General features: G+C 47.0%; 18 protein-coding genes. 8 read left to right on the top strand and 10 right to left on the bottom strand.

Going from position 1 to position 20,822, the window contains the following annotated elements; translation table 11 throughout:
• Window positions 1-12: 12 nt before the first annotated feature.
• The 5 genes from infB to scpB form a co-directional block, all read right to left on the bottom strand.
• Window positions 13-2,754: a translation initiation factor IF-2 gene (gene infB / locus ICN31_RS05525; protein WP_216259380.1), complete on the bottom strand. Its 2,742-nt coding sequence runs from the start codon at window positions 2,752-2,754 to the stop codon at window positions 13-15.
• Window positions 2,755-2,767: 13 nt separating this feature from the next.
• On the bottom strand, window positions 2,768-4,249 hold the full coding sequence (nusA, locus tag ICN31_RS05530) for a transcription termination factor NusA (protein ID WP_216259383.1): 1,482 nt from the start codon (window positions 4,247-4,249) through the stop codon (window positions 2,768-2,770).
• Window positions 4,246-4,737: a ribosome maturation factor RimP gene (rimP, locus tag ICN31_RS05535; protein WP_216259385.1), complete on the bottom strand. Its 492-nt coding sequence runs from the start codon at window positions 4,735-4,737 to the stop codon at window positions 4,246-4,248. Before rimP ends, nusA begins: the two co-directional genes overlap by 4 nt.
• A gap of 174 nt (window positions 4,738-4,911) precedes the next feature.
• Window positions 4,912-6,672, bottom strand: coding sequence for a pseudouridine synthase (locus ICN31_RS05540; RefSeq protein WP_216259387.1), 1,761 nt, complete (start codon window positions 6,670-6,672; stop codon window positions 4,912-4,914).
• A gap of 6 nt (window positions 6,673-6,678) precedes the next feature.
• A complete protein-coding gene (gene scpB / locus ICN31_RS05545; RefSeq protein ID WP_216259389.1) occupies window positions 6,679-7,326 on the bottom strand; it encodes an SMC-Scp complex subunit ScpB in 648 nt (215 codons plus the stop codon).
• A gap of 190 nt (window positions 7,327-7,516) precedes the next feature.
• Between scpB and ICN31_RS05550 the strand changes: the two genes are divergently transcribed.
• The 3 genes from ICN31_RS05550 (at window position 7,517) to ICN31_RS05560 (ending at window position 9,041) form a co-directional block, all read left to right on the top strand.
• Window positions 7,517-8,440 carry a patatin-like phospholipase family protein gene (locus tag ICN31_RS05550; RefSeq protein ID WP_216259394.1) on the top strand — a complete coding sequence of 308 codons (924 nt, stop codon included), beginning with the start codon at window positions 7,517-7,519 and terminating at the stop codon, window positions 8,438-8,440.
• Between the two features lie 75 nt (window positions 8,441-8,515).
• A complete protein-coding gene (locus tag ICN31_RS05555) occupies window positions 8,516-8,785 on the top strand; it encodes a BrnT family toxin (protein ID WP_216259396.1) in 270 nt (89 codons plus the stop codon).
• Window positions 8,769-9,041: a BrnA antitoxin family protein gene (locus ICN31_RS05560; protein ID WP_216259398.1), complete on the top strand. Its 273-nt coding sequence runs from the start codon at window positions 8,769-8,771 to the stop codon at window positions 9,039-9,041. Before ICN31_RS05555 ends, ICN31_RS05560 begins: the two co-directional genes overlap by 17 nt.
• 10 nt (window positions 9,042-9,051) lie before the next feature.
• Here ICN31_RS05560 and ICN31_RS05565 read toward each other — a convergent pair whose 3' ends face one another.
• From ICN31_RS05565 to ICN31_RS05585, 5 genes are all read right to left on the bottom strand, one after another.
• Window positions 9,052-9,699 carry a C40 family peptidase gene (locus tag ICN31_RS05565; protein ID WP_216259400.1) on the bottom strand — a complete coding sequence of 216 codons (648 nt, stop codon included), beginning with the start codon at window positions 9,697-9,699 and terminating at the stop codon, window positions 9,052-9,054.
• 137 nt (window positions 9,700-9,836) lie between these two features.
• Entirely contained in the window at window positions 9,837-11,474 is a 1,638-nt protein-coding gene (locus ICN31_RS05570; RefSeq protein WP_216259402.1) for an ABC transporter ATP-binding protein, read from the bottom strand.
• Window positions 11,471-12,496, bottom strand: a complete 1,026-nt coding sequence (locus ICN31_RS05575; protein WP_216259404.1) for an ABC transporter permease — start codon at window positions 12,494-12,496, stop codon at window positions 11,471-11,473. The genes ICN31_RS05570 and ICN31_RS05575 overlap by 4 nt, the downstream gene beginning before the upstream one ends.
• A complete protein-coding gene (locus ICN31_RS05580; RefSeq protein ID WP_206075448.1) occupies window positions 12,493-13,557 on the bottom strand; it encodes a microcin C ABC transporter permease YejB in 1,065 nt (354 codons plus the stop codon). The genes ICN31_RS05575 and ICN31_RS05580 overlap by 4 nt, the downstream gene beginning before the upstream one ends.
• A gap of 11 nt (window positions 13,558-13,568) precedes the next feature.
• Window positions 13,569-15,437, bottom strand: coding sequence for an extracellular solute-binding protein (locus ICN31_RS05585; RefSeq protein ID WP_216259406.1), 1,869 nt, complete (start codon window positions 15,435-15,437; stop codon window positions 13,569-13,571).
• 50 nt (window positions 15,438-15,487) lie between these two features.
• Here ICN31_RS05585 and fabI point away from each other — a divergent pair, with 50 nt between their 5' ends.
• The 5 genes from fabI to ICN31_RS05610 are packed head-to-tail and all read left to right on the top strand — an operon-like array spanning window position 15,488 to window position 20,769.
• Window positions 15,488-16,273, top strand: coding sequence for an enoyl-ACP reductase FabI (gene fabI, locus ICN31_RS05590; RefSeq protein ID WP_216259408.1), 786 nt, complete (start codon window positions 15,488-15,490; stop codon window positions 16,271-16,273).
• Window positions 16,270-17,595, top strand: a complete 1,326-nt coding sequence (chrA, locus tag ICN31_RS05595) for a chromate efflux transporter (RefSeq protein WP_216259410.1) — start codon at window positions 16,270-16,272, stop codon at window positions 17,593-17,595. The genes fabI and chrA overlap by 4 nt, the downstream gene beginning before the upstream one ends.
• Before the next feature lie 23 nt (window positions 17,596-17,618).
• Window positions 17,619-18,503 carry a MaoC family dehydratase N-terminal domain-containing protein gene (locus ICN31_RS05600; RefSeq protein ID WP_216259412.1) on the top strand — a complete coding sequence of 295 codons (885 nt, stop codon included), beginning with the start codon at window positions 17,619-17,621 and terminating at the stop codon, window positions 18,501-18,503.
• Window positions 18,504-18,532: 29 nt separating this feature from the next.
• Window positions 18,533-19,909, top strand: a complete 1,377-nt coding sequence (locus ICN31_RS05605; protein WP_216259414.1) for an MmgE/PrpD family protein — start codon at window positions 18,533-18,535, stop codon at window positions 19,907-19,909.
• Complete coding sequence (locus ICN31_RS05610) at window positions 19,858-20,769, top strand: CoA ester lyase (RefSeq protein ID WP_370624273.1); 912 nt, start codon at window positions 19,858-19,860, stop codon at window positions 20,767-20,769. The genes ICN31_RS05605 and ICN31_RS05610 overlap by 52 nt, the downstream gene beginning before the upstream one ends.
• Window positions 20,770-20,822 lie beyond the last annotated feature (53 nt).

Consider the following 20,822-nt stretch of genomic DNA (forward strand, 5'->3'; position numbering starts at 1 on the left):
TACAAAGAATGCTTAGAGTGAACGAGCAACTTCTGTAACTTCGAATACTTCAAGCTGATCACCCTCTTTAATGTCGTTGTAGCCCTTTAATGACAGACCGCACTCAACACCGGCACGAACTTCTTTAGCATCATCTTTAAAACGCTTGAGTGAGTCGAGCTCACCCGTCCAGACAACCACGTTATCACGTAGCAAACGCACGCTTGAAGTACGCTTAACAACGCCATCGACTACTAGGCAACCTGCAATCGCACCAACTTTAGATACCAAGAAGACTTGACGAATCTCAACTAGACCCGTGATCTCTTCTTTCTTATCTGGAGTCAACATACCGCTCAGAGCCAACTTCACCTCATCAACAGCGTCATAAATAATGTTGTGATAACGAATATCAACGCCATTATTCTCAGCTAATTTACGGGCTGCTGCATCCGCACGAGAGTTAAAGCCAATGATCACTGCCTTAGAAGCGACCGCCAAGTTAACGTCAGTCTCAGTAATGCCACCCACCGCTGCGTGAACGATTTGCACCTTCACTTCTGGGGTAGAGAGCTTCATTAAGGACTGAGATAGGGCCTCTTGTGAACCTTGTACATCTGCCTTGATGATTAATGGCAACAACTTCGCCTCAATCGCACCCTCTTCCATATTTTCCATCATGGTTTCGAGTTTGAATGCTTGTTGCTTAGCTAACTTCACATCGCGGAACTTACCTTGACGGAAGAGTGCAATCTCACGAGCCTTACGCTCATCAGGAACTACTTGGACTGACTCACCAGCAGCAGGAACTTCTGCTAAACCTTGAATTTCTACTGGAATCGATGGGCCAGCCTCATTACAAGGCTTACCGTTTTCATCCATCATGGCGCGTACGCGACCAAAGGTAGATCCGGCCAACAACATATCGCCACGCTTGAGTGTTCCAGACTGTACCAAAATAGTAGCAACTGGGCCCTTACCTTTATCTAAGCGCGCTTCAATCACAAGACCTTGGGCAGGCGCCGCTTTCGCAGCCTTGAGTTCTAAAATTTCAGCTTGCAAGAGAACGTTCTCTAGCAATGCATCAATTCCTTCACCAGTCTTTGCAGATACTGGAATAAATGGCACATCACCACCGTATTCCTCTGGAACGACCTGCTCTGCTACTAACTCAGTCTTCACCCGCTCAGAATTGGCTTCTGGCTTATCAATTTTATTGATAGCTACAACAATTGGTACGCCACCTGCAACTGCATGGTGAATCGCTTCCTTAGTTTGCGGCATTACACCGTCATCAGCAGCTACAACCAAGATCACAATATCCGTTGCCTTAGCGCCACGAGCACGCATCGCCGTAAAGGCTTCGTGACCCGGGGTATCTAAGAAGGTAATCATGCCACGGGGTGTTTCTACGTGATATGCGCCAATATGCTGAGTAATACCACCAGCCTCACCAGTAGCTACTTTTGCTGCACGAATCTTATCGAGCAAAGAAGTTTTACCGTGATCAACGTGACCCATGACGGTCACTACTGGAGGACGTGGCAATAATTCTGCATCATGTCCAGCAATACCAAGATCTAAATCAGGATCATCTAACTTGGCAGCATGAGCTGTATGACCCATCTCCTCTACGATGATCATTGCTGTGTCTTGATCAAGCACCTGGTTAATGGTGACCATTTGACCCATACCCATCAAAAGCTTAATGACTTCGGCACTCTTTACTGCCATTGCATGGGCTAGTTCAGCCACAGTAATGGTTTCTGGAACTTGCACGTCATGGACTACTTTTTCTGTAGGCACTTGGAAGTTGGTATCTACATTAGCCTCAGCAATTTGGCGTTGCTTTCTACGGCCACCACCAGAGCGCCAACCACCAACACCACCAGATGCATCTCCACGAGTTTTCAGGCCGCCTGGTTTCTTGGCGCCTTCTTCTTGCCAAGTAGAGGATGTCTCTGAAGACTTGATTGTTTTACCGCCAACCTTAGCTGGAGATTTTTTCTTGTCTTCTGCACCTTCCGCCTTGGCTGGTTTATGTAGAGTTCCTTTTTTCGCTTCTTCAGCAGCAACTTCACTTGGCGCTTTGAGAACGCGAGCTGGAGCACTCATCATGTCACGAATCGCTAAAGCTTCAGCTTCGGCAGCGGCACGACGAACACGAATCTCAGCCAACTCTTTTTCTTTGCTTGCAGCTAAATCTTTGGCAGCCTTTTCAGCCTTGGCTTTTTTCTCTGCAGCTGCTGCAGGTGCACCTTGATCACTCTCAACTAGCGACTTGGCAACCTCTTTTTGACGAGTCTCTTCTGCCGCCTTCATTTCTGCTTCTTGGCGAGCCAATAACTCAGCTTGACGAGTAGCTTCTGCAGCGCGTTTTTCTAACTCTTCAGCTGGAAGTGTGGCTTTGACTGCTGTAGCAGCTTTAGCTGGCTTAGCGGCTGGAGCTGGCTCAGCAGGAGCTACAGCCTCTTCACCGCGCTTTACTAAGACACGTTTTTTTCGTACCTCAACCTGAACGGTACGAGTACGTCCAGCCGAATCGGCCTGACGAATCTCAGAATTCTCGCGCTTGATTAAAGTAATCTTTTTACGAGCGCCAGCATCAACATTGCCGTGTGCTTTTTGCAAATGCTCAAGCAGAACAGTTTTGTCCTTTTCGGTAATGCTCTCGTCCTCAGAACCTTTTTCGATACCAGCTGCCTTCAATTGCTCTAAGAGGTCAGCCGCAGTTCGTTTCAATTCCTTGGCGAGTACTTTTACTGTTGTTGCCATGTACTACTTCCTCTCATGAAGTAAACCAATGTTCGCGCGCTTTCATGATGAGCGTTTTCGCAGTTTCTTCGTCAATTTGTGTCACCTCAACCAGCTCATCAACAGCTAGTTCAGCGAGGTCGTCACGGGTATGAACTTGATTGTCAGCAAGCTTAGCAATCAATTCTGTTGTCATTCCTTCTAAAGAACGCAAGTCTTGGGAAACTTCACCAATACGCTCTTCTTTTGCCAACTCCATCGTCAACAAGGAATCACGAGCACGGGTACGTAACTCATTCACAGTGTCTTCATCGAATGAATCAATCTCTAACATTTCAGAAAGTGGTACGTACGCCACTTCTTCCAATGTATTGAAACCCTCTTCAATCAAAATATCAGCAACCTCTTGGTCAACATCTAACTTATCCATGAACAACTGACGTACAGAAGAAGCTTCTTTTTCTGTTTTTTCAGCAGACTCTTCCGGAGTCATAATGTTGATCTGCCAACCAGTTAAATCGCTTGCCAAACGAACGTTCTGTCCGCTGCGGCCAATCGCGATTGCCAAGTTTTCTTCATCAACTACGACATCCATTGCATGACGCTCTTCATCAACCAGGATTGAAGAAACTTGTGCTGGAGCCAAAGCACCAATCACAAACTGCGCTGGATCTTCAGACCACAATACGATATCGACTGCTTCGCCAGCAACTTCGTTGCGAACTGCAGTAACGCGTGTGCCACGAACACCAACACAGGTACCGATTGGGTCGATACGCTTGTCATAAGTCACAACCGCAATCTTGGCACGAATACCAGGGTCACGAGCTGCGCCCTTAATCTCCAATAAGCCCTGCTCCATCTCTGGGACTTCGTTCTCAAATAATTTGATCAAGAAGTCTGGGCAAGTACGGGAGAGTTCAATCTGTGGGCCACGTGCTTCACGATCCACTTTCAGGATATAAGCACGCACACGGTCACCAGAACGTAAATTCTCTTTTGGAATCATTTGATCGCGACGCAATAAAGCTTCAACGCGGCCAGACTCAATAATCAAACCATTCTTGTCAGCACGTTTCACGGTACCGGTCATGACTTTTTCGCCACGCTCAAGGTAGTCGTTCAAAATTTGCTCGCGCTCAGCATCACGAATACGTTGCAAAATGACTTGCTTCGCAGCTTGTGCACCGATACGACCGAAAGCTAAGGATTCGATCTGCTCTTCGATGTAGTCGCCAACTTCCATATCAGCAAGTTGCTCTTGAGCTTCAAACTGCAGAATCTCTTTATCAGGTTCCTGCAGGCCAGCTTCGTTAGGAACAACCAACCAGCGACGGAAGGTTTCGTATTCGCCTGACTCACGGTCAATCGATACACGAATATCCACATCTTCATTGGGATAACGTTTCTTAGTGGCTGATGCCAACGCCATCTCGAGCGCCTCAAACACAATCGTTTGATCAACGTTCTTTTCACGCGCTAGAGCGTCTGCCAACATGAGAACTTCTCGGCTCATGACTTTCTTCCTTTGAAATCAATAACAGGGACCAACCGAGTCTTATCGACCTCGGCTAAAGTGAACTCCAATTGAGAAGGCTGACCATCAGCACCCTCAAACACCAAACCAAACTTCGCATCAGGCGAATTCAATTCACCAGTCAGCAAACCTTGCAACACACCACGAAAATTCTTACGGCCGCCAGTGGCGACACGCAACTTCAAATCCACTTCCATTCCAGCAAAGCGCTCAAAATCTGAGGCGCTCTTCACAGGACGATCTAGGCCTGGTGAAGAAATCTCCAAACGCTCGTAAGGAATGTTCTCAACTGGCAATGTGTAGCTCAGCTGATGACTGACCTTCTCGCAATCGAGGACATTAATCAAACGCTCGTAATCGGGATTTTCAATCGTGACACGCAGCAAACCACCGGCTTCACGCTCAATATCAACTAACGTGTAGCCTAAGTTTTCCAGCTCTGCAGAAATAACCTGCTGATCTTTCACGACTTTCCCTCATACCAAAATGGCAAAAAAAAATGGGCTTTGAAGCCCATATTCTCGAAATTCAGAACAGGCCGACTTACGTTGATCGCAACATCAGTCGGTAACAACTAAAAACAGCAGAAAACTGCTGTCAGTCCAAAATTATAGCTGATTTTTAGGGAAAACTGTTAGAAATCAGAAGCTTTCGCTAGGATTGCGGGGTTTTCTAGGGCCCTTATTGAAGGGTTTTCGCCCTTTTGGAGCGTTCCGTTTAGGTCCGTTTCCAGGACTTTGGGGGCTAGCAGTTACAAAAGCGGACTGACCATGATGTACTTTTTTGCCTTTATTGCGGTTTTGACCTTGGCCCTGACCTTGACCCTGACCACTCTGACCAGGTCTGCCACCCTGGGTGCGACCACGGAATGGGCCTCGGCCTTCACCTGAACCACCTGAGTTGTTATTTCTGCCCTGATGAGTCATACCGTTGTGACCACTAGCCAGGGTTAAGGCATCGCGTGAGCCCCAGTAAGAAACTGAGGTTTGCATTGGATCAGGCTGAAAATCTGCACCGGCAGGATTGCGACTTTGGCCGTTTGGGTTTGGATTACGGCCCTTATCTTGGGGCTGTGGCATTTTTAAGCCAGCCGACTTCATCAAGTTATAGATACCACCAGCCTCAACCTCCTCCCATTTCCCCCGCCTCAAGCGTGGAGGCAATAAGAACATGCCATAACGAGTACGAATCAAACGTGACACGGTATGACCTACTGTTTCAAACATGCGTCGCACTTCACGATTACGACCTTCACTCAAAGCAACGTGATACCAACGATTCGCACCATCGCCACCACCGGCTGCCAGACGTAAAAATTTAGCTTGGCCATCGTCAAGCTGAATACCACTCTTTAGCTGAGCCATAGAGTCCTGTCCAAGCTCGCCCAAAATACGGACTGCGTATTCACGCTCAACGCCATAACGTGGGTGCATTAAGCGGTTGGCTAACTCACCAGAGGTGGTAAACAGCAAAAGGCCCTCAGTATTAAAGTCCAGGCGACCTACTGCAATCCAGCGTCCTTGACGTGGCTTTGGTAAGCGATCAAAAACTGTTGGACGACCTTCCGGGTCAGATTGACTGACAATCTCACCAGCAGGCTTGTGATACAAAATCACCCGCGGCGGTTTCGTCTGAATCTTGCGATGTACTGGCTTGCCATTAATACGCACTTGATCGGTTGGGCCAATGCGCTGACCAATATGTGCAGGCAGTGCGTTGACCGATACGCGACCCTGAATAATCAAGTCCTCCATATCGCGGCGGGAACCCATGCCAGCGTCAGCCAATACTTTATGCAGTTTGACGGTATCTTCATCATCAGCGTCATCATCTAAACCATCCAGATCTGACCAAACCTCATCACGCATACTCAGCGGTAGCTCATCGACATTCGCAAATTGCAAGCTACTCACTTCTTCTTCTGTTGGCGCATCAGGATCTTCATCTTCACGCGAACCTTGGGCACGCTGCACACGACGCTCTGCACCTGTCTGATGGGAGACTTCATTCTCATTAAAGCCATCCGGATTTTTCACTTCTAATGCCTCAGGGGCATCTAAAGCAGCATCAAATTCACCAGACACTACTGAAGCAAATAAAGCCTCAGCCTCAGCAGGATTAGGGGCTAGTTTGGCAGAATGATTACCTTGATTGTTGCTACCCTCACGTGGAGCGTTGCCTTCACCACCTTCGCGGCGTGGCCGATCTTTATTGAATGGGCGCTTCTTATTAAATGGATGCTTCCCCGTTCCGGCACGACGTGGGTGCCTCGGTCCCCGCTCTGCCCCCTCGCGACCTTCTGCTTTATTACCACCCTCATTGGATGGCGCCGCGTCTGCGCTTGATGGAACTGCCGATGAATTTACTACCGGGGATGAATCGTTTTCGTTAGAGCTTGTCATTAATTATTATTTTGTTTCGTCTGATGGTTCTTCAGACTCAGGAGTAACTTCTTCTACTACTTCATTGATGATCACAGTTTCTACTGTGGCATCTGGATCAAATTCGATAATGGCTTGGCCCAATTGCTCTGCCGCTGCCATTGGTGCTGCATCTTCCAGCATTGGCAAGCTTTGCAAGTTTGTCAAACTGAGGTCATCTAAAAATTGCTTGGTAGTGGCATATAAACCAGGACGACCGATCGTCTCTTTATGACCAATCATCTCTACCCAACCACGATCCTCTAATTGCTTCATCACATTGGTACTCACTGCAACACCACGAATTTCCTCAATCTCACCACGCGTCACTGGCTGACGATAAGCAATAATGGCTAAAGTCTCCATCACTGCACGAGAATACTTTGGCGGCTTCTCTGGGGTTAAACGATCTAAATATTCGCGCATCGATAAACGACTCTGGAAACGCCAGCCAGTCGCAATGTGCACCAACTCCATTCCTTTGTCATCCCAGGCTCCCTGAAGCTCAGTTAAGGCTTCATTAATATCTGCAGTAGTGATGTCTTCTACAAATAAGCGAGACAAATCAGCAACGCTGAGTGGTTCCTGTGCGCACAGGAGGGCTGTTTCAATAACGCGCTTGTTGTGATCGTCCATAAAAATTGGGCTATCAGGAGTGTCCTGATGAGGCTTTAAAAAATGTATTTCAGTAATGGGTTGGGGGGGTTCTCTAGCTACTACGAACAATCCATCTCTTAGATTCTAGTTGGGGATTGGTTCGCGCCGAAACGAAGTCCTTTTCGTTCACCGTGCACCCATTATAAGGTAGGCTCAATACAATAGCCATATGAACAAAATTTCATCAAAACCCCAGATTCAGTCATTTGTGGCGCCGAACTCCCCAGAACGGCGTCGCCTCCTAGGGCTGGGTGTTGGCATCGGGACCCTACTTGGGGCGGCAGGCCTCTCCTCATGCAGCTTCATGGGAAGCAAAAAACCGGTGGTTGGCTTGGCACTTGGTGCAGGAGCGGCCAGAGGTTTTGCCCATGTGGGCGTAATTAAGGCGCTAGAAGCACAAGGTATTCGCCCTGACATCGTTGTTGGCAGTAGCGCTGGCAGCGTGATTGCTGCCCTACTTGCCTCTGGCGCCACGGGTAATGAACTCAATCGCCTTGCCCTCAATCTGGATGAAGCCACCATTGCCGATTGGGGCCTGCCATTTGTTGGACGCTTTGGAGGCCTCATTAAAGGAGATGCCCTACAAAACATGGTGAATCGCGAAGTCCAAAACAAAACTATTGAACAAATGCGTATCCCCCTCGGTATTGTGGCAACTGAATTGCAATCAGGCAAAGGTGTCTTATTTAGAACTGGCAATACTGGTCAGGCCGTCCGCGCATCGTGTAGCGTGCCTGGCGTTTTCCAGCCCACAGTTATTGGTAATAAAGAATATGTTGATGGCGGATTGGTAGCACCAGTACCAGTGAGTTATGCAAGACAAATGGGGGCAACCATCGTGATTGCAGTCAATATTTCTTCGGAGCCAGCCCATCAAGATGCCAGCGGTACGTTTGGCATCCTTCAACACACCATTGCAATTATGCAAAGCAGCATTAATCAGTTTGAACTTAAAAGCGCTGATATCGTGATTACTCCTCAACTCAAGCAAATGAGTAGTGGTGACTTCAGATCCAGAAATGCTGCAATCCTTGCCGGAGAATCTGCAGCACAGGAACAAATGGCTTTGATTAAGGAAAAGCTAAAGGGCTAAACCCCCTTTAACCCGATGCCCTTTTCATAGGCATGGTATATTTCCATTTATCTAATTGTAGTTACAATTAGATAAATGGAAATTACTTATGATCGATCAAAAAACCTATACAACATCAATAACCGCCATCTCTCCTTTGAGGAGGTGGTTAATTTTGATTTTGAAACTGCTAATTACACCATCGACAAAAGAAAAGATTATGGGGAGATCCGTCGATGCGCAATTGGGTATCTTGGAAATAGGTTATATGCCTTGGTTTTTACGGAAACAAAAAATGGTATTCGGGTAATTAGTTTTAGAAAAGCCAATAAACGAGAGGCAACAAATTATGACCAAAAAAGTTAAGAAGGATCTAGAAGATTTTGAATGGACGGCAGCTGAATTAAAGGCTTCGAAGAAGATAAACTCCCTTCCAAAGTCTTTGCAGCAAAAAATAGCCTCGCGCAAGACTAGAGGGGCACAAGTAGCCCCAACCAAAATTTCAACCACGATCCGCCTATCAAGCGAGGTAGTTCAATCGTTTAAAGCGACTGGAGCAGGATGGCAATCAAAGATTGATTTCGCTCTAAAACAGTGGCTTGAAGAGCATACGCTTGTATAAGCAAATAGGGCTATAGACTGCGTGACTTACGCTTGAGTTTTTTGACTTCATTGAGCAGTTCTTGACGCTCTGAGTCATTCAGAGTGTCGCTGCCATCTAAGCGGCGTGCGCCATCGAAGCGCTTATCCCAATACAGACTCCCAAGATCATCGACACGAACAGTGGTGCCCTTGGATGGAGAGTGAATAAATTTATTGTCGCCAACGTAAATACCCACGTGGGAAAAAGTTAAACGCATCGTGTTAAAAAATACGAGATCACCTGGTTGCAACTCATCACGATTTATAGGCTTACCAACACGGCTCATCTGTGTTGATTTACGCGGTAGCAAAAATCCAAGTTTGTCTTTGAAAACATAACCCACAAAACTACTGCCGTCTAAGCCAGACTGAGGTAATTCAGTATCTGAACGATAGCGTACCCCAATGACTTCCATAGCGCGATCAATCAGCTCTTCTGATTTTCCAGAGACGCTATCCACCAAGCGATCAGATACGCGGTAGAGATAAGAGCGTCCAGCTTGAAACATGCTTTCTTTGGGAACCACTGCTTCTGCAGTGGCGTCACTAGGCGAATCGACTGCATAGGCCGACACCCAAAACACGAATCCCAAGGCAAGGCCAAGGGACTTTAAAAGTGGTGCTTTTTTCAGTGACATCGTTCCAGTTTAGCAAAGAACCCTTAATTAACCAAGTCTTGACTGTAGTCTTAAGCCTTTGTTTATAAAGATAATTTAGCCTTAAATTGGGGCAAATGCACCAATTTAGCCCATTCAAAGGCTATTTAGCCGCCCTATTAGGTCAACTCAGCAGCAGCAAAAAGCTCCTTGGTATAGACCTGGCGAGGATTCTTAATCAGAGTTTCGGTATCTCCAAACTCCACCACCTTGCCGCCTTTAAGGACCATCACCTCATGAGACATTGCTCGAATCACCGCCAAATCATGGCTAATCATCAGATAGGCCAAGTTGTACTTCTTCTGCAACTCAGTCAGCAAGGCTAATACTTGCTTTTGGATTGAGACATCTAAAGCTGAGGTGGGCTCATCTAAAACCAAAATTTGTGGACGTAAGATCAGAGCTCTCGCAATGGCAATCCGTTGTCTTTGTCCACCAGAGAACTCGTGTGGATAGCGTGTGAGTGCTGAGCGATCGAGACCAACTTCTTTGAGCATATCAACCACCCGATTTTCACGTTCGGCAGTGGAGAGTTTCGGAAAGTGAACGTCCAATCCCTCGGCCACAATCTGCATCACATTCATACGCGGGGACAAAGAACCAAATGGATCTTGAAAAATTACCTGTAAGCTTGAGCGCATCGTACGACGCTCTACTGGTTTTAGTTTTTGCCAATCATTACCCAGAACATCAACAGCGCCAGAGACCTCTGCCGCAGAATCACCTAACAATCCCAGTACTGCCATACCAAGCGTAGTCTTACCAGAACCCGATTCACCAATCACGCCAATCGTTTGTCCCTGCTTTAAAGAGAAGCTCACCTTCTTTAATACCTTATGCGGTGGAGCCTTTTTAAACCAAGAGCTAGATTCTGAGTTGGGATAAGCAACTGATAAATCATCCGTCTTCAGAAGAACGGGCGCTAATGGCATTACAGGAGCTAAATCACGAACGGGTCCACTATTGACTAGCGCCTTTGTATAGGGATCACTCGGTTGAGTAAAAACCTGTTTAGTCGAACCTGACTCCATCAAGTTGCCTTGATTTAATACTGCGACACGCTGCGCAAAGTGTTTTACTAAATTGAGATCGTGCGTAATCAATAAAATACCCATACCACCTTGATCTTTAGATTCCTCCTGGAGATCTTTGAGTAAATCTAAAATCTGCAAACGCAAACTCACATCAAGGGCAGTCGTCGGCTCATCCGCAATCAAGAGGCGCGGTTTACAGGCCAAGGCCATCGCAATCATGGCGCGCTGCCGTTGACCACCTGAGAGTTGGTGCGGATAAGAATGAAAGCGTCGCTCAGGCTCGAGAATGCCAGTCTTTTTAAGGAGATCGATCGCCGCATCAATGCAATCTGCCTTAGAAATCAGTGGCTGATAAATCTGAACTGCTTCAATAATTTGATTGCCCACTGTGAACAATGGATTGAGCGCAGTCATCGGCTCCTGAAAGACCATGGCGATTTCTCGACCACGAATCTCACGAATATCTTGGATGGGCAATGAGAGCAAATCAACTGTACCTTGCCCATCCTTTCGATTCCATAGAATCTTGCCAGATATCTTAGCGCCCTCAGGTTCGAGTCTTAAGGGAGCCAAGGCAGTGAGTGTCTTGCCAGAGCCAGATTCACCTACCAGAGCAACGCGCTCACCAATCCCAATTTCTAAATCGAGATGGTTCACTGCAAGCCTTTCACGGCGTCCAGACCCAAATGAAATGCAGAGATCTTCATAACGTAGCAAGCTCATGGGCGACCTCCGCTCATTGCGCCTGATTTACGAGAGTCAAATGCATCCCGCAATGCCTCGCCCATAAAAGTGAGTAGAAGTAAGGTTGCGACCAAAACCACAAAGGTTGATAGTGAGATCCACCAGGCGTCAAGATTTCCTTTGCCTTGCGAAAGCAACTCTCCAAGACTGGGGGTACCAGGCGGCACGCCCAGACCTAAAAAATCCAAGCTTGTCAGAGACAAAATGGCAGCACTCATCCGAAACGGTAAAAAAGTAATCACTGGGGTCAAGCTGTTTGGCAGAATATGGCGCCACATGATTTGCACATTCGTAAGACCTAATGCTCGTGCTGCACGCACATACTCCAAGGCGCGATTCCGGAAAAATTCTGCGCGTACATAGTCAGATAATCCCATCCATCCAAATGCAGCCAAGAGGATGATTAATAAAGAAATACTGGGATTAAAGATCGAAGCAAAAATAATTAGCAGATACAACTCTGGCATGGCCGACCAAATTTCAATGAGGCGTTGCGAGACCAAATCAAACTTGCCTCCAAAGAAGCCCATCAAGGACCCCGTAATGATGCCTACGCTTACACCCACTATCGTGAGCGCTAAACCAAACAAAATGGATAAGCGAAATCCGTAAATAAGACGCGCCAGAACATCTCGCCCGCGATCATCGGTGCCGAGCCAGTTTTCTAAAGAAGGTGGCGCAGGGTTGGGCACCTGAGAAAAGTAATTGAGAGTCTCGTAGCTATAGTGAATTGGGGGATAGATTGCCCAATTGCCATTGCTCGCAATGTTTTGACGAATATCTGGGTCCAAGAAATCGGTTGGGGTCGAGAAATCGCCACCAAATACCGTCTCAGCTTGATTCTTTGCAATGGGGAAATAGAAGTGTCCTTCATAGCGAACAACTAAAGGCTTGTCATTGGCAATCAATTCAGCGCACATGGATAAGCCAAATAGGATTGTGAAGATCCATAAACTCGCATAGCCGATACGACTGTACTTAAAGCGCTGCCAACGACTCATGAGCCGCCTCCAGCGCCAAACTGAATACGAGGATCAATGTAAACATAGCAAAGATCAGAAATCAGTTTGGTAAACAAACCAATCAGGGTAAATAAATATAGGGTGCCAAATACCACTGGGTAATCTCTACGCATCACAGACTCATAAGAGAGCAAACCAAGCCCGTCCAATGAGAAAAGCGTTTCGATTAACAGTGAGCCCGTGAAAAATGCGCCGATGAATGCTGCGGGAAAGCCCGTTACCAGAGGTAAGAGTGCATTACGGAACACATGCTTCCACAGCACTTGTTTTTCAGTGAGGCCTTTAGCTCTTGCCGTCAATACATACTGCTTGCGGATCTCTTCTAAAAAAGAATTTTTAGTTAACATCGTTATGACTGCAAAACTACCCAATACTGAAGCGGTGATTGGCAACACTAAATGCCATAGATAGTCCATCACCTTGCCGATCAAACTGAGATCGCTCCAGTTGTCTGAAGTGAGACCTCGCAAAGGAAAAATTTGCAAGAAGCTGCCACCACCGAAGATCACTAAAAGCAATACTCCCAAGACAAATCCTGGGATAGCATAGCCGACTAAAATCATGCTACTCGTAACGGCATCAAAGCGAGAGCCATCACGTACTGCCTTGGCAATGCCTAATGGAATCGAAACTAAGTAAGTGATAAAGAATGTCCACAAACCAATGCTGATGGATACGGGTAATTTTGAAACGACTAAGCCCCAAACACTTTGATGCTGGTAATAGCTTTGACCCAAATCGAATCGGGCAAAACGTCCTAACATCATGAAGTAGCGCTCTAATGGTGGCTTATCAAAACCATAGAGTGCCTTGACCTCCTCTAAGCGTTGAGCATCGATCCCTTGGCGCCCACGATAAGTAGCGCCAGCCCCAGAAGACTCGGTGCCTCCAACAGCAGCGTCCCCTTTGCCTTTAAGCTCCAATACCATTTGCTCGACTGGGCCACCCGGCACAAACTGCACCACTGCAAAAGTCAAAGTGAGTACGCCCAATAAAGTGGGAATCATCAAGAGCAGTCGCTTAAAGATATATGCGCGCATTTGTCCTTGCATTATTTAGACTCCTCTTTCCACCAATTTTGCATAATCCAGGGCTCAGCTGAATAGTACAAAGGGGGCTCGGGATAGCGCATCTCTTTCCGAAAAGCTACGCGGTGAGTAGGGTTGTACCACTGAGGGACAACGTAATAGCTATTCCATAAAACCCGGTCCAAGGCTCTTGTTGCTGCGCGCAACTCATCACGGTTTTGTGCTTTGGTAATTTCCTCAACCAAAGCATCCACCACGGGTGATTGCACTCCAATGATATTGTCTGAGCCTTTCTCCTTGGCAGCTTGGCTGCCAAAACGATCCCACAGTTCATTACCAGGGTTTTGTGAATCTGGAAAACGCGTGGTCGTCATATCAAAGTCATATTCATTGATCCTCTTTTGATACAAGGCAAAGTCGCTCGTGCGAATATCTAACTGAATACCTAGCTTTTCTAAGTTACGACTATAAGCAGAAATCACTCTCAAGAAAAATCCGCCGTTTTCTACCATCTCCATGCGAAAAGGCTCGCCCCTTTCATTCCGCAAGGCGCCATCGCGATATTGCCAGCCAGCATGCATCAATAATTCGCGGGCTTTCTTTAAATTCTGGCGCAGACTATCCGGTGATTTGGTTGATGGCGGTGCTGGCATAGGACCAAAGACTGCATCTGGCACCCATTGCGGATATTTAGCCTTGAGTGGTCTTAGTAACTTCAGCTCTGCTTCAGTAGGTTTACGAGGGCCATCAAAATTAGCGCTCAGATCACTATTAGTGAAGTAACTATTAATACGCCCGTATTGATCGAAAAATATTTGGCGATTCAGCCATTCGAAATCTAATGCCAAGCCCAATGCTTGACGAACGCGTACATCCTGAAAAATTGGTTTACGCACATTCATGGCAAAACCTTGCATGCCTGCACCATTGTGATTTAAGAATGCCTTCTTCGTTAAAGTACCGTTATCAAACTTAGATCCTACATAGCCCTTTGCCCAAATCTTGGCACGATATTCAACAATGGCATCAAACTCGCCCGCCTTAAATGCCTCGAGGCGAACGGCATCATCGCTATACAACTTATAAAGCACGCGATCAAAGTTATAAAAACCGACGCGCACATTCAAAGGCTTACTCAATTGATCTGCCCAGTATTGTGGATTGCGTTTATAGACAATCGATTTACCGGCTTTAAAAGATTCAATCAGGTACGGGCCGCTTCCCACAGGCGCTTCGAAGGCGATCTTCTCAAAAGGAATAATCGTACCGTCAGGTTTCTTACCCCAATTGCGAGAAAAGATTGGCAAAGTTCCAGCCAAGATTGGCAGCTCAGCATTGTTATTCTTAAAGTCAAAACGTACGGATCGATCTGAGAGCACTACTGCTTCTTTGATATCGGCAAAAGTGGTTTTGAATCGTGGATGTGCCTTGCCACTCATGAGCACATCAAAACTATATTTAACATCTGCAGCTAAAACTGGCGTGCCATCAGAAAATTTTGCTTCTGGCCGAATCCGAAACGTGACTGACTGACGATCTGCTGCTACTGCGATATCTTCAGCTAGCAATCCATAGATGCTAGAAACCTCATCCGCACTCCCCTCGGCCAAAGATTCAAACATCAAATCAATTCCAGGGGCGGTTACACCGCGCAGCGTATAAGGATTGAACTTATCAAAACTGGTTCTTTGCCCAGGGTTAGGCAAAGTCAGAGTGCCTCCCCTAGGAGCATTGGGATTTACATAATCAAAGTGGGTAAATCCATCGGCATATTTAGGCTTGCCATACTGGGAAATCCCCTGAGCCGCCTGCACTGTATTAGCACCAATCCCTACCAGCATGGCTAGGAGCAAGAAATGGGCGATATGGCGAATAGGGTTTAGGGTAGGCATATATGTAACAATTGTAGATAGCTAATCATATTTGAAGCAAAGGAAACAACATGGGCTTTCTCTCAGGCAAAAAAATCCTCATTACCGGCGTCCTCTCCAACCGCTCGATTGCCTATGGTATCGCCAAGGCATGTCACCGCGAAGGGGCTGAACTAGCCTTTACCTATGTTGGCGAGCGCTTTAAGGATCGGATCGTTGATTTTGCGAAAGAATTCAATACTGAGCTCATTTTTGACTGTGATGTAGGTAGCGATGAGCAGATTGGCGCCCTCTTTGCGGATTTGGCTAAATCCTGGCCTCAATTTGATGGCTTTGTTCATGCCATTGGTTTTGCCCCCCGTGAAGCGATTGCTGGAGACTTTTTGGAAGGGCTCTCGCGCGAAGGCTTCAAAATTGCGCACGATATTTCTGCATACAGTTTTCCTGCAATGGCCAAAGAGGCATTGCCGATGTTGCGCGATAAATCATCTTTAGTCACATTGACCTACTTGGGCTCAATGAAGAATGTTCCAAACTACAACACCATGGGTTTAGCAAAAGCTTCTTTAGAAGCATCGGTACGCTACCTCGCTGGCTCAGTGGGTCCAAAAGGTATTCGTGCTAACGGCATTTCTGCTGGCCCGATTAAAACTTTGGCTGCTTCTGGAATCAAAGGCTTTGGAAAAATTTTGGAGGCGGTTGAAAAAACTGCACCACTGCGTCGCAACGTCACAATTGATGATGTTGGTAATACTGCTGCCTTCTTGTTATCCGATTTAGCCAATGGCATTACTGGTGAAATCATCTACGTGGATAACGGCTTTAGCCAAGTAGTTGGCGGAATGGAAGAGGCTTGAGCATTCCACTAAGCGAGGCCCTGAAGTTTTGGGCCAAGCTTGGCTTCATTAGTTTTGGTGGGCCCGCAGGACAAATCGCTGTTTTACATCAAGAGTTGGTTGAGAAGCGTCGCTGGATTTCTGAGCGGCGCTTTTTACATGCGCTTAACTATTGCATGCTACTGCCTGGACCTGAAGCCCAGCAGTTAGTTACTTACATTGGCTGGCTCATGCACCGCAGCTGGGGCGGCATCCTCGCTGGAACACTCTTTGTATTGCCATCACTATTGATTTTGATTGCGCTATCGTGGATTTATCTCACCTTTGGACAAGTGCCCTGGATCGCTGCCATCTTTTTTGGCATTAAGCCTGCAGTTGTCGCCATTGTTTTGCACGCAGCCGTTCGTATTGGTAAGCGGACTATTCACAACAATGCATTGAAGTGGATTGCACTGGCTTCTTTTTTAGCCATCTTCATTTTGAACTTAGCTTTTCCGATCATCGTCATGATCGCTGCTGCTATTGGCTACTGGGGAGGTAAGCGTTATCCGGAGTATTTTGAGCAGACATCACATGCAAACTCCAAAGAGAAAAATTACGGCAGTGCCATCATCGATGACAACACCCCTACCCCTCTGCACGCTCAATTTAATCTTCAGAGAACTATTCGTCATAGCGCAATTACATTAACTTGTTGGCTACTGCCGATTGCAGTATTGATCACCATCTTTGGCTGGAAAACGCTCTACCCTCAAATCGCTTGGTTCTTTACTAAGGCTGCACTTCTCACCTTTGGTGGTGCATATGCTGTATTGCCCTATGTTTACCAAGGCGCAGTAGATCATTTTCATTGGCTTAGTGCCAATCAGATGATTGATGGTTTAGCACTTGGAGAAACTACGCCAGGGCCCCTCATCATGGTAGTTGCCTTCGTCGGCTATCTTGCTGGTCATATTCAGCATCTCATCGGCAGTAGCAATCCATTTTGGTTTGGTGTTCTTGGTGCTTGCGTTGCTACTTGGTTTACCTTCTTACCTTCTTTCTTTTTTATTCTGGTTGGCGGCCCTCTGATTGAATCAACCCATGGCAAGCTTGGCTTTACCGCACCACTGACTGCGATTACTGCTGCAGTGGTTGGCGTCATCGCCAATTTAGGCTTGTTTTTTGCCTATCACGTGTTTTTACCAAGTGGTCTGGGTGCCTCTATTTCCTGGATATCGATCATCATCTGCGGATTAGCAGGATTGGCGCTATTCAAGTTTCAAAAAGGAGTGATGACTGTTCTAGGAGGCTCTGCATTAGCTGGACTGCTCGTATACCTGATTACAGTTCTCATGGGCTAAGCCCCCTTCCCAAGATTGGCATAATGGAAGCTATGCGAATCGAAGCCCAAACTATTACCCACCTTCAAGAATGGCTCGGTAAAACCGAGTCAGTATCTGACACCATTACAGCAGCGCCTGTTCGCGCCCTATCGGCAACTCTAGATCGACTTGATCCAGAGCCCAATAAGGGCGCATTCCTTCCTGAACTGTGGCATTGGCTGTATTTCTTGCCGCATGCAAGGCAATCTGAAATTGGTGCTGATGGTCATCCCCAACGTGGCGGTTTCTTGCCGCCGGTTCCACTTCCACGTCGTATGTGGGCAGGTAGCCGTATCCAGTGGTTGGCGCCACTTTCAGTAGGCGATGACATTGAGCGCGTTTCTAAAATTGAATCCGTGACCCATAAGTCAGGTCGTACCGGTGATTTGATTTTTGTTTTAGTGAAACATCAGATATCAAACCAACAAGGTCTTGCCATCATTGAAGAGCACGATATTGTCTATCGAGATGCACCAGGGCCTGATGACAAACCAGTTGCACCCACTCCCGCACCAACCGATGCAAAGTGGACTAAGACAATCACACCTGATGATGTGTTGCTCTTTCGTTACTCAGCGCTCACTTTTAATGGTCATCGTATTCACTATGATCGTCAATACGTTACCGAGGTAGAAGGCTATCCAGGATTGATTGTGCATGGGCCTTTAATTGCCACTCTACTAGTAGATTTAGTGCGTCAAAGTATTCCGGGCTGTAAGCTGAAGAGTTTTGAATTCCGCGCGATTCGACCAACCTTTGATATCAATATCTTCAAAGTATCCGCTAAGCCTGATTTAGAAAAAGATCCCAGCGGCAAAACGATTGCTATTTGGGCGCAAGATCATGAAGGCTGGCTAACCATGCAAGCTACTGCTGTTCTGGCATAACGTAGCAATACTAATAAGAGAATATTTTGATGAGCAATGAACATTTAACTCGTGAACTAGCCAGCTTTGCTGCCAATTTAAAAGCCAGTGATATCCCAAGTGATGTGATGAGTCGTGCTGAAGATTTATTGGTGGATTGGTTTGGCTCAGCAATCGCAGGCAAAGGTTCGCGCCCTGTGGAAATCATCACTCAGTTTGCTCAGAGTATGGGTAGTTTTGATAGTAGTCATGCTGGCCCTTCTGAAATAGTGATCTCTCGAAAAAGTTCAAGCCCTTTTTTAGCCGCAATGGCTAATGCTGCTGCATCACACGTAGTAGAGCAGGACGATGTTCACAATGGCTCAGTCTTTCATCCAGCTACCGTAGTGTTTCCGCCTGCACTAGCCTGCGCACAAGCAATCGGCGCCTCTGGAGAAGAGCTCTTAGTTGCAGCAGTAGTGGGTTACGAAGTGGGTATTCGGGTTGGTGAGTTCTTGGGACGCTCACACTATAAAGTCTTTCATACCACCGGCACTGCTGGCACGTTCGCTGCTGCGGCTGCTGTCGGGCGACTGCTCAAGCTCACCCCTGCGCAAATGCTACATGCCTTTGGTTCTGCTGGCACACAGTCCGCTGGCGTATGGGAATTTTTACGTGATGCTGCAGACTCCAAACAATTACATACCGCTCATGCAGCGGCAACTGGCTTGATGTCGGCCTATATTGCTCAAGCAGGCTTTACTGGTGCAGAGCATATTCTTGAGGGCAAGCAAGGTTTGGCTGCCGGCATGTCAAGCGATGCCGACCCCAGCAAATTGGTTGATCGTTTAGGCAGCCGCTGGACCCTAGCAGAGACAAGCTTTAAATACCACTCCTCTTGTCGCCATACTCACCCTGCCGCTGACGCGCTATTGCATGTGATGCTGACCAATAAACTCAAGCCAAGCGATATCGCTAAGGTAGAAACATTAGTGCATCAAGGCGCGATCGATGTCTTGGGGCCTGTAACCAATCCAGCAACTGTGCATCAATCGAAGTTTTCCATGGGCACTGTGCTGGCCTTGGTTGCGCACTATCAATTTGCTGGCCTGCAAGAATTTGATGCTCACTTTAAGGATGATGCCATTTGCCTCTTCCGCGATCGGGTCACCATGACTCTTGATCCCGAAGTAGATAGCGCCTATCCACAACGCTGGATTGGTAAAGTCAAAGTACATTTGAATAATGGACAGATTCTGGATGGTCGCGTGGATGAACCCAAAGGGGATCCTGGAAACACCTTAAGCCGCGCTGAGATCACTGATAAGGCAATGCGCCTTGCCGCTTTTAGTGGGGGTGCTAGCCCTGTTGAGATGAGTAAGGCAATTGATCACTTGTGGAATATCCGCAAACAGGCCAAGATAGGCTTTCTACTTCAAAGCAATTAGTCCTCCCAGTCAATATGAATCCACTCAATACGCCTTTAGGTTTTTGTAGTAACTTTTTATTTGTGCCGGGTACTCGCCCTGATCGTTTTGCAAAGGCACTAGATAGTGGTGCAAGTAGTGTCATCCTGGACTTGGAAGATGCTGTTGCTGCAGAGGATAAAGAGACTGCTCGCAATTCAATCCAAGCGGCATGGCCTAGCTTTACTGCTGAGCAAAAGAAACGCCTCATCATTCGCAGTAACTCGCCAGGTAGTCAGTTTTATTCTGCTGATTTAATGCTGGCGCAAAAACTGGATCTTGCCTGCCTGCTGATTCCCAAAAGTGAATCTGCTGATGAAATGAATGGCGCTGCACTAGTCTTGCCAAATACCGCCCTCATCCCCATGATTGAAACTGCTGTTGGCTTAGACCGTTTAAGCGAAATAGCGAATGCAAACCAAGTCATTCGTCTTGCAATAGGTAATTTAGATTTGCAGGCAGACCTTGGAATGGTTTGTGATCCACAAGAAACCGAACTTCAGACTGCGCGTTTCCAAATCATCCTGGCATCTCGAGTTGCCCAAATTGCCCCTCCTATTGATGGGGTTACGCCAACCACCGATGACGTGGCACGTATTCAAGATGATGCAAAGCGAGCTAAGCGCATGGGCTTTGGTGGAAAACTCTGTATCCATCCAAAGCAAGTGGGTATTGTGAAGGCTGCTTTTATGCCTTCAGAGGAAGAATTAGCTTGGGCTCAGCGGGTCATTGAAGCTGACAAAACCTCTAAAGGAGGCGCAGTTAAGCTAGATGGGCGCATGATTGATCGTCCAGTGGTGCTGCTGGCTCAAAGAACCGTTGCTATTGCTGGTAAGCACTAGGCATTAGCTTGCCTAAAAGGCCATTAAACTGGCAGAATATCGAACACATTAAA

Source organism: Polynucleobacter sp. UB-Piko-W3 (assembly GCF_018881635.1).
In the GTDB taxonomy this organism is placed as follows: domain Bacteria; phylum Pseudomonadota; class Gammaproteobacteria; order Burkholderiales; family Burkholderiaceae; genus Polynucleobacter.

What these genes read in the sequence shown, in the direction of transcription:
- ICN31_RS05580 (WP_206075448.1), bottom strand. Translation starts at nt 13,557, where the DNA reads ATGCGCGCATATATCTTTAAGCGACTGCTCTTGATGATTCCCACTTTA.
- ICN31_RS05560 (WP_216259398.1), top strand. Translation starts at nt 8,769, where the DNA reads ATGACCAAAAAAGTTAAGAAGGATCTAGAAGATTTTGAATGGACGGCA.
- scpB (WP_216259389.1), bottom strand. Translation starts at nt 7,326, where the DNA reads ATGGACGATCACAACAAGCGCGTTATTGAAACAGCCCTCCTGTGCGCA.
- ICN31_RS05575 (WP_216259404.1), bottom strand. Translation starts at nt 12,496, where the DNA reads ATGAGTCGTTGGCAGCGCTTTAAGTACAGTCGTATCGGCTATGCGAGT.
- fabI (WP_216259408.1), top strand. Translation starts at nt 15,488, where the DNA reads ATGGGCTTTCTCTCAGGCAAAAAAATCCTCATTACCGGCGTCCTCTCC.
- ICN31_RS05605 (WP_216259414.1), top strand. Translation starts at nt 18,533, where the DNA reads ATGAGCAATGAACATTTAACTCGTGAACTAGCCAGCTTTGCTGCCAAT.
- nusA (WP_216259383.1), bottom strand. Translation starts at nt 4,249, where the DNA reads ATGAGCCGAGAAGTTCTCATGTTGGCAGACGCTCTAGCGCGTGAAAAG.
- ICN31_RS05555 (WP_216259396.1), top strand. Translation starts at nt 8,516, where the DNA reads ATGGAAATTACTTATGATCGATCAAAAAACCTATACAACATCAATAAC.
- ICN31_RS05600 (WP_216259412.1), top strand. Translation starts at nt 17,619, where the DNA reads ATGGAAGCTATGCGAATCGAAGCCCAAACTATTACCCACCTTCAAGAA.
- ICN31_RS05540 (WP_216259387.1), bottom strand. Translation starts at nt 6,672, where the DNA reads ATGACAAGCTCTAACGAAAACGATTCATCCCCGGTAGTAAATTCATCG.
- ICN31_RS05550 (WP_216259394.1), top strand. Translation starts at nt 7,517, where the DNA reads ATGAACAAAATTTCATCAAAACCCCAGATTCAGTCATTTGTGGCGCCG.
- ICN31_RS05570 (WP_216259402.1), bottom strand. Translation starts at nt 11,474, where the DNA reads ATGAGCTTGCTACGTTATGAAGATCTCTGCATTTCATTTGGGTCTGGA.
- ICN31_RS05585 (WP_216259406.1), bottom strand. Translation starts at nt 15,437, where the DNA reads ATGCCTACCCTAAACCCTATTCGCCATATCGCCCATTTCTTGCTCCTA.
- infB (WP_216259380.1), bottom strand. Translation starts at nt 2,754, where the DNA reads ATGGCAACAACAGTAAAAGTACTCGCCAAGGAATTGAAACGAACTGCG.
- ICN31_RS05565 (WP_216259400.1), bottom strand. Translation starts at nt 9,699, where the DNA reads ATGTCACTGAAAAAAGCACCACTTTTAAAGTCCCTTGGCCTTGCCTTG.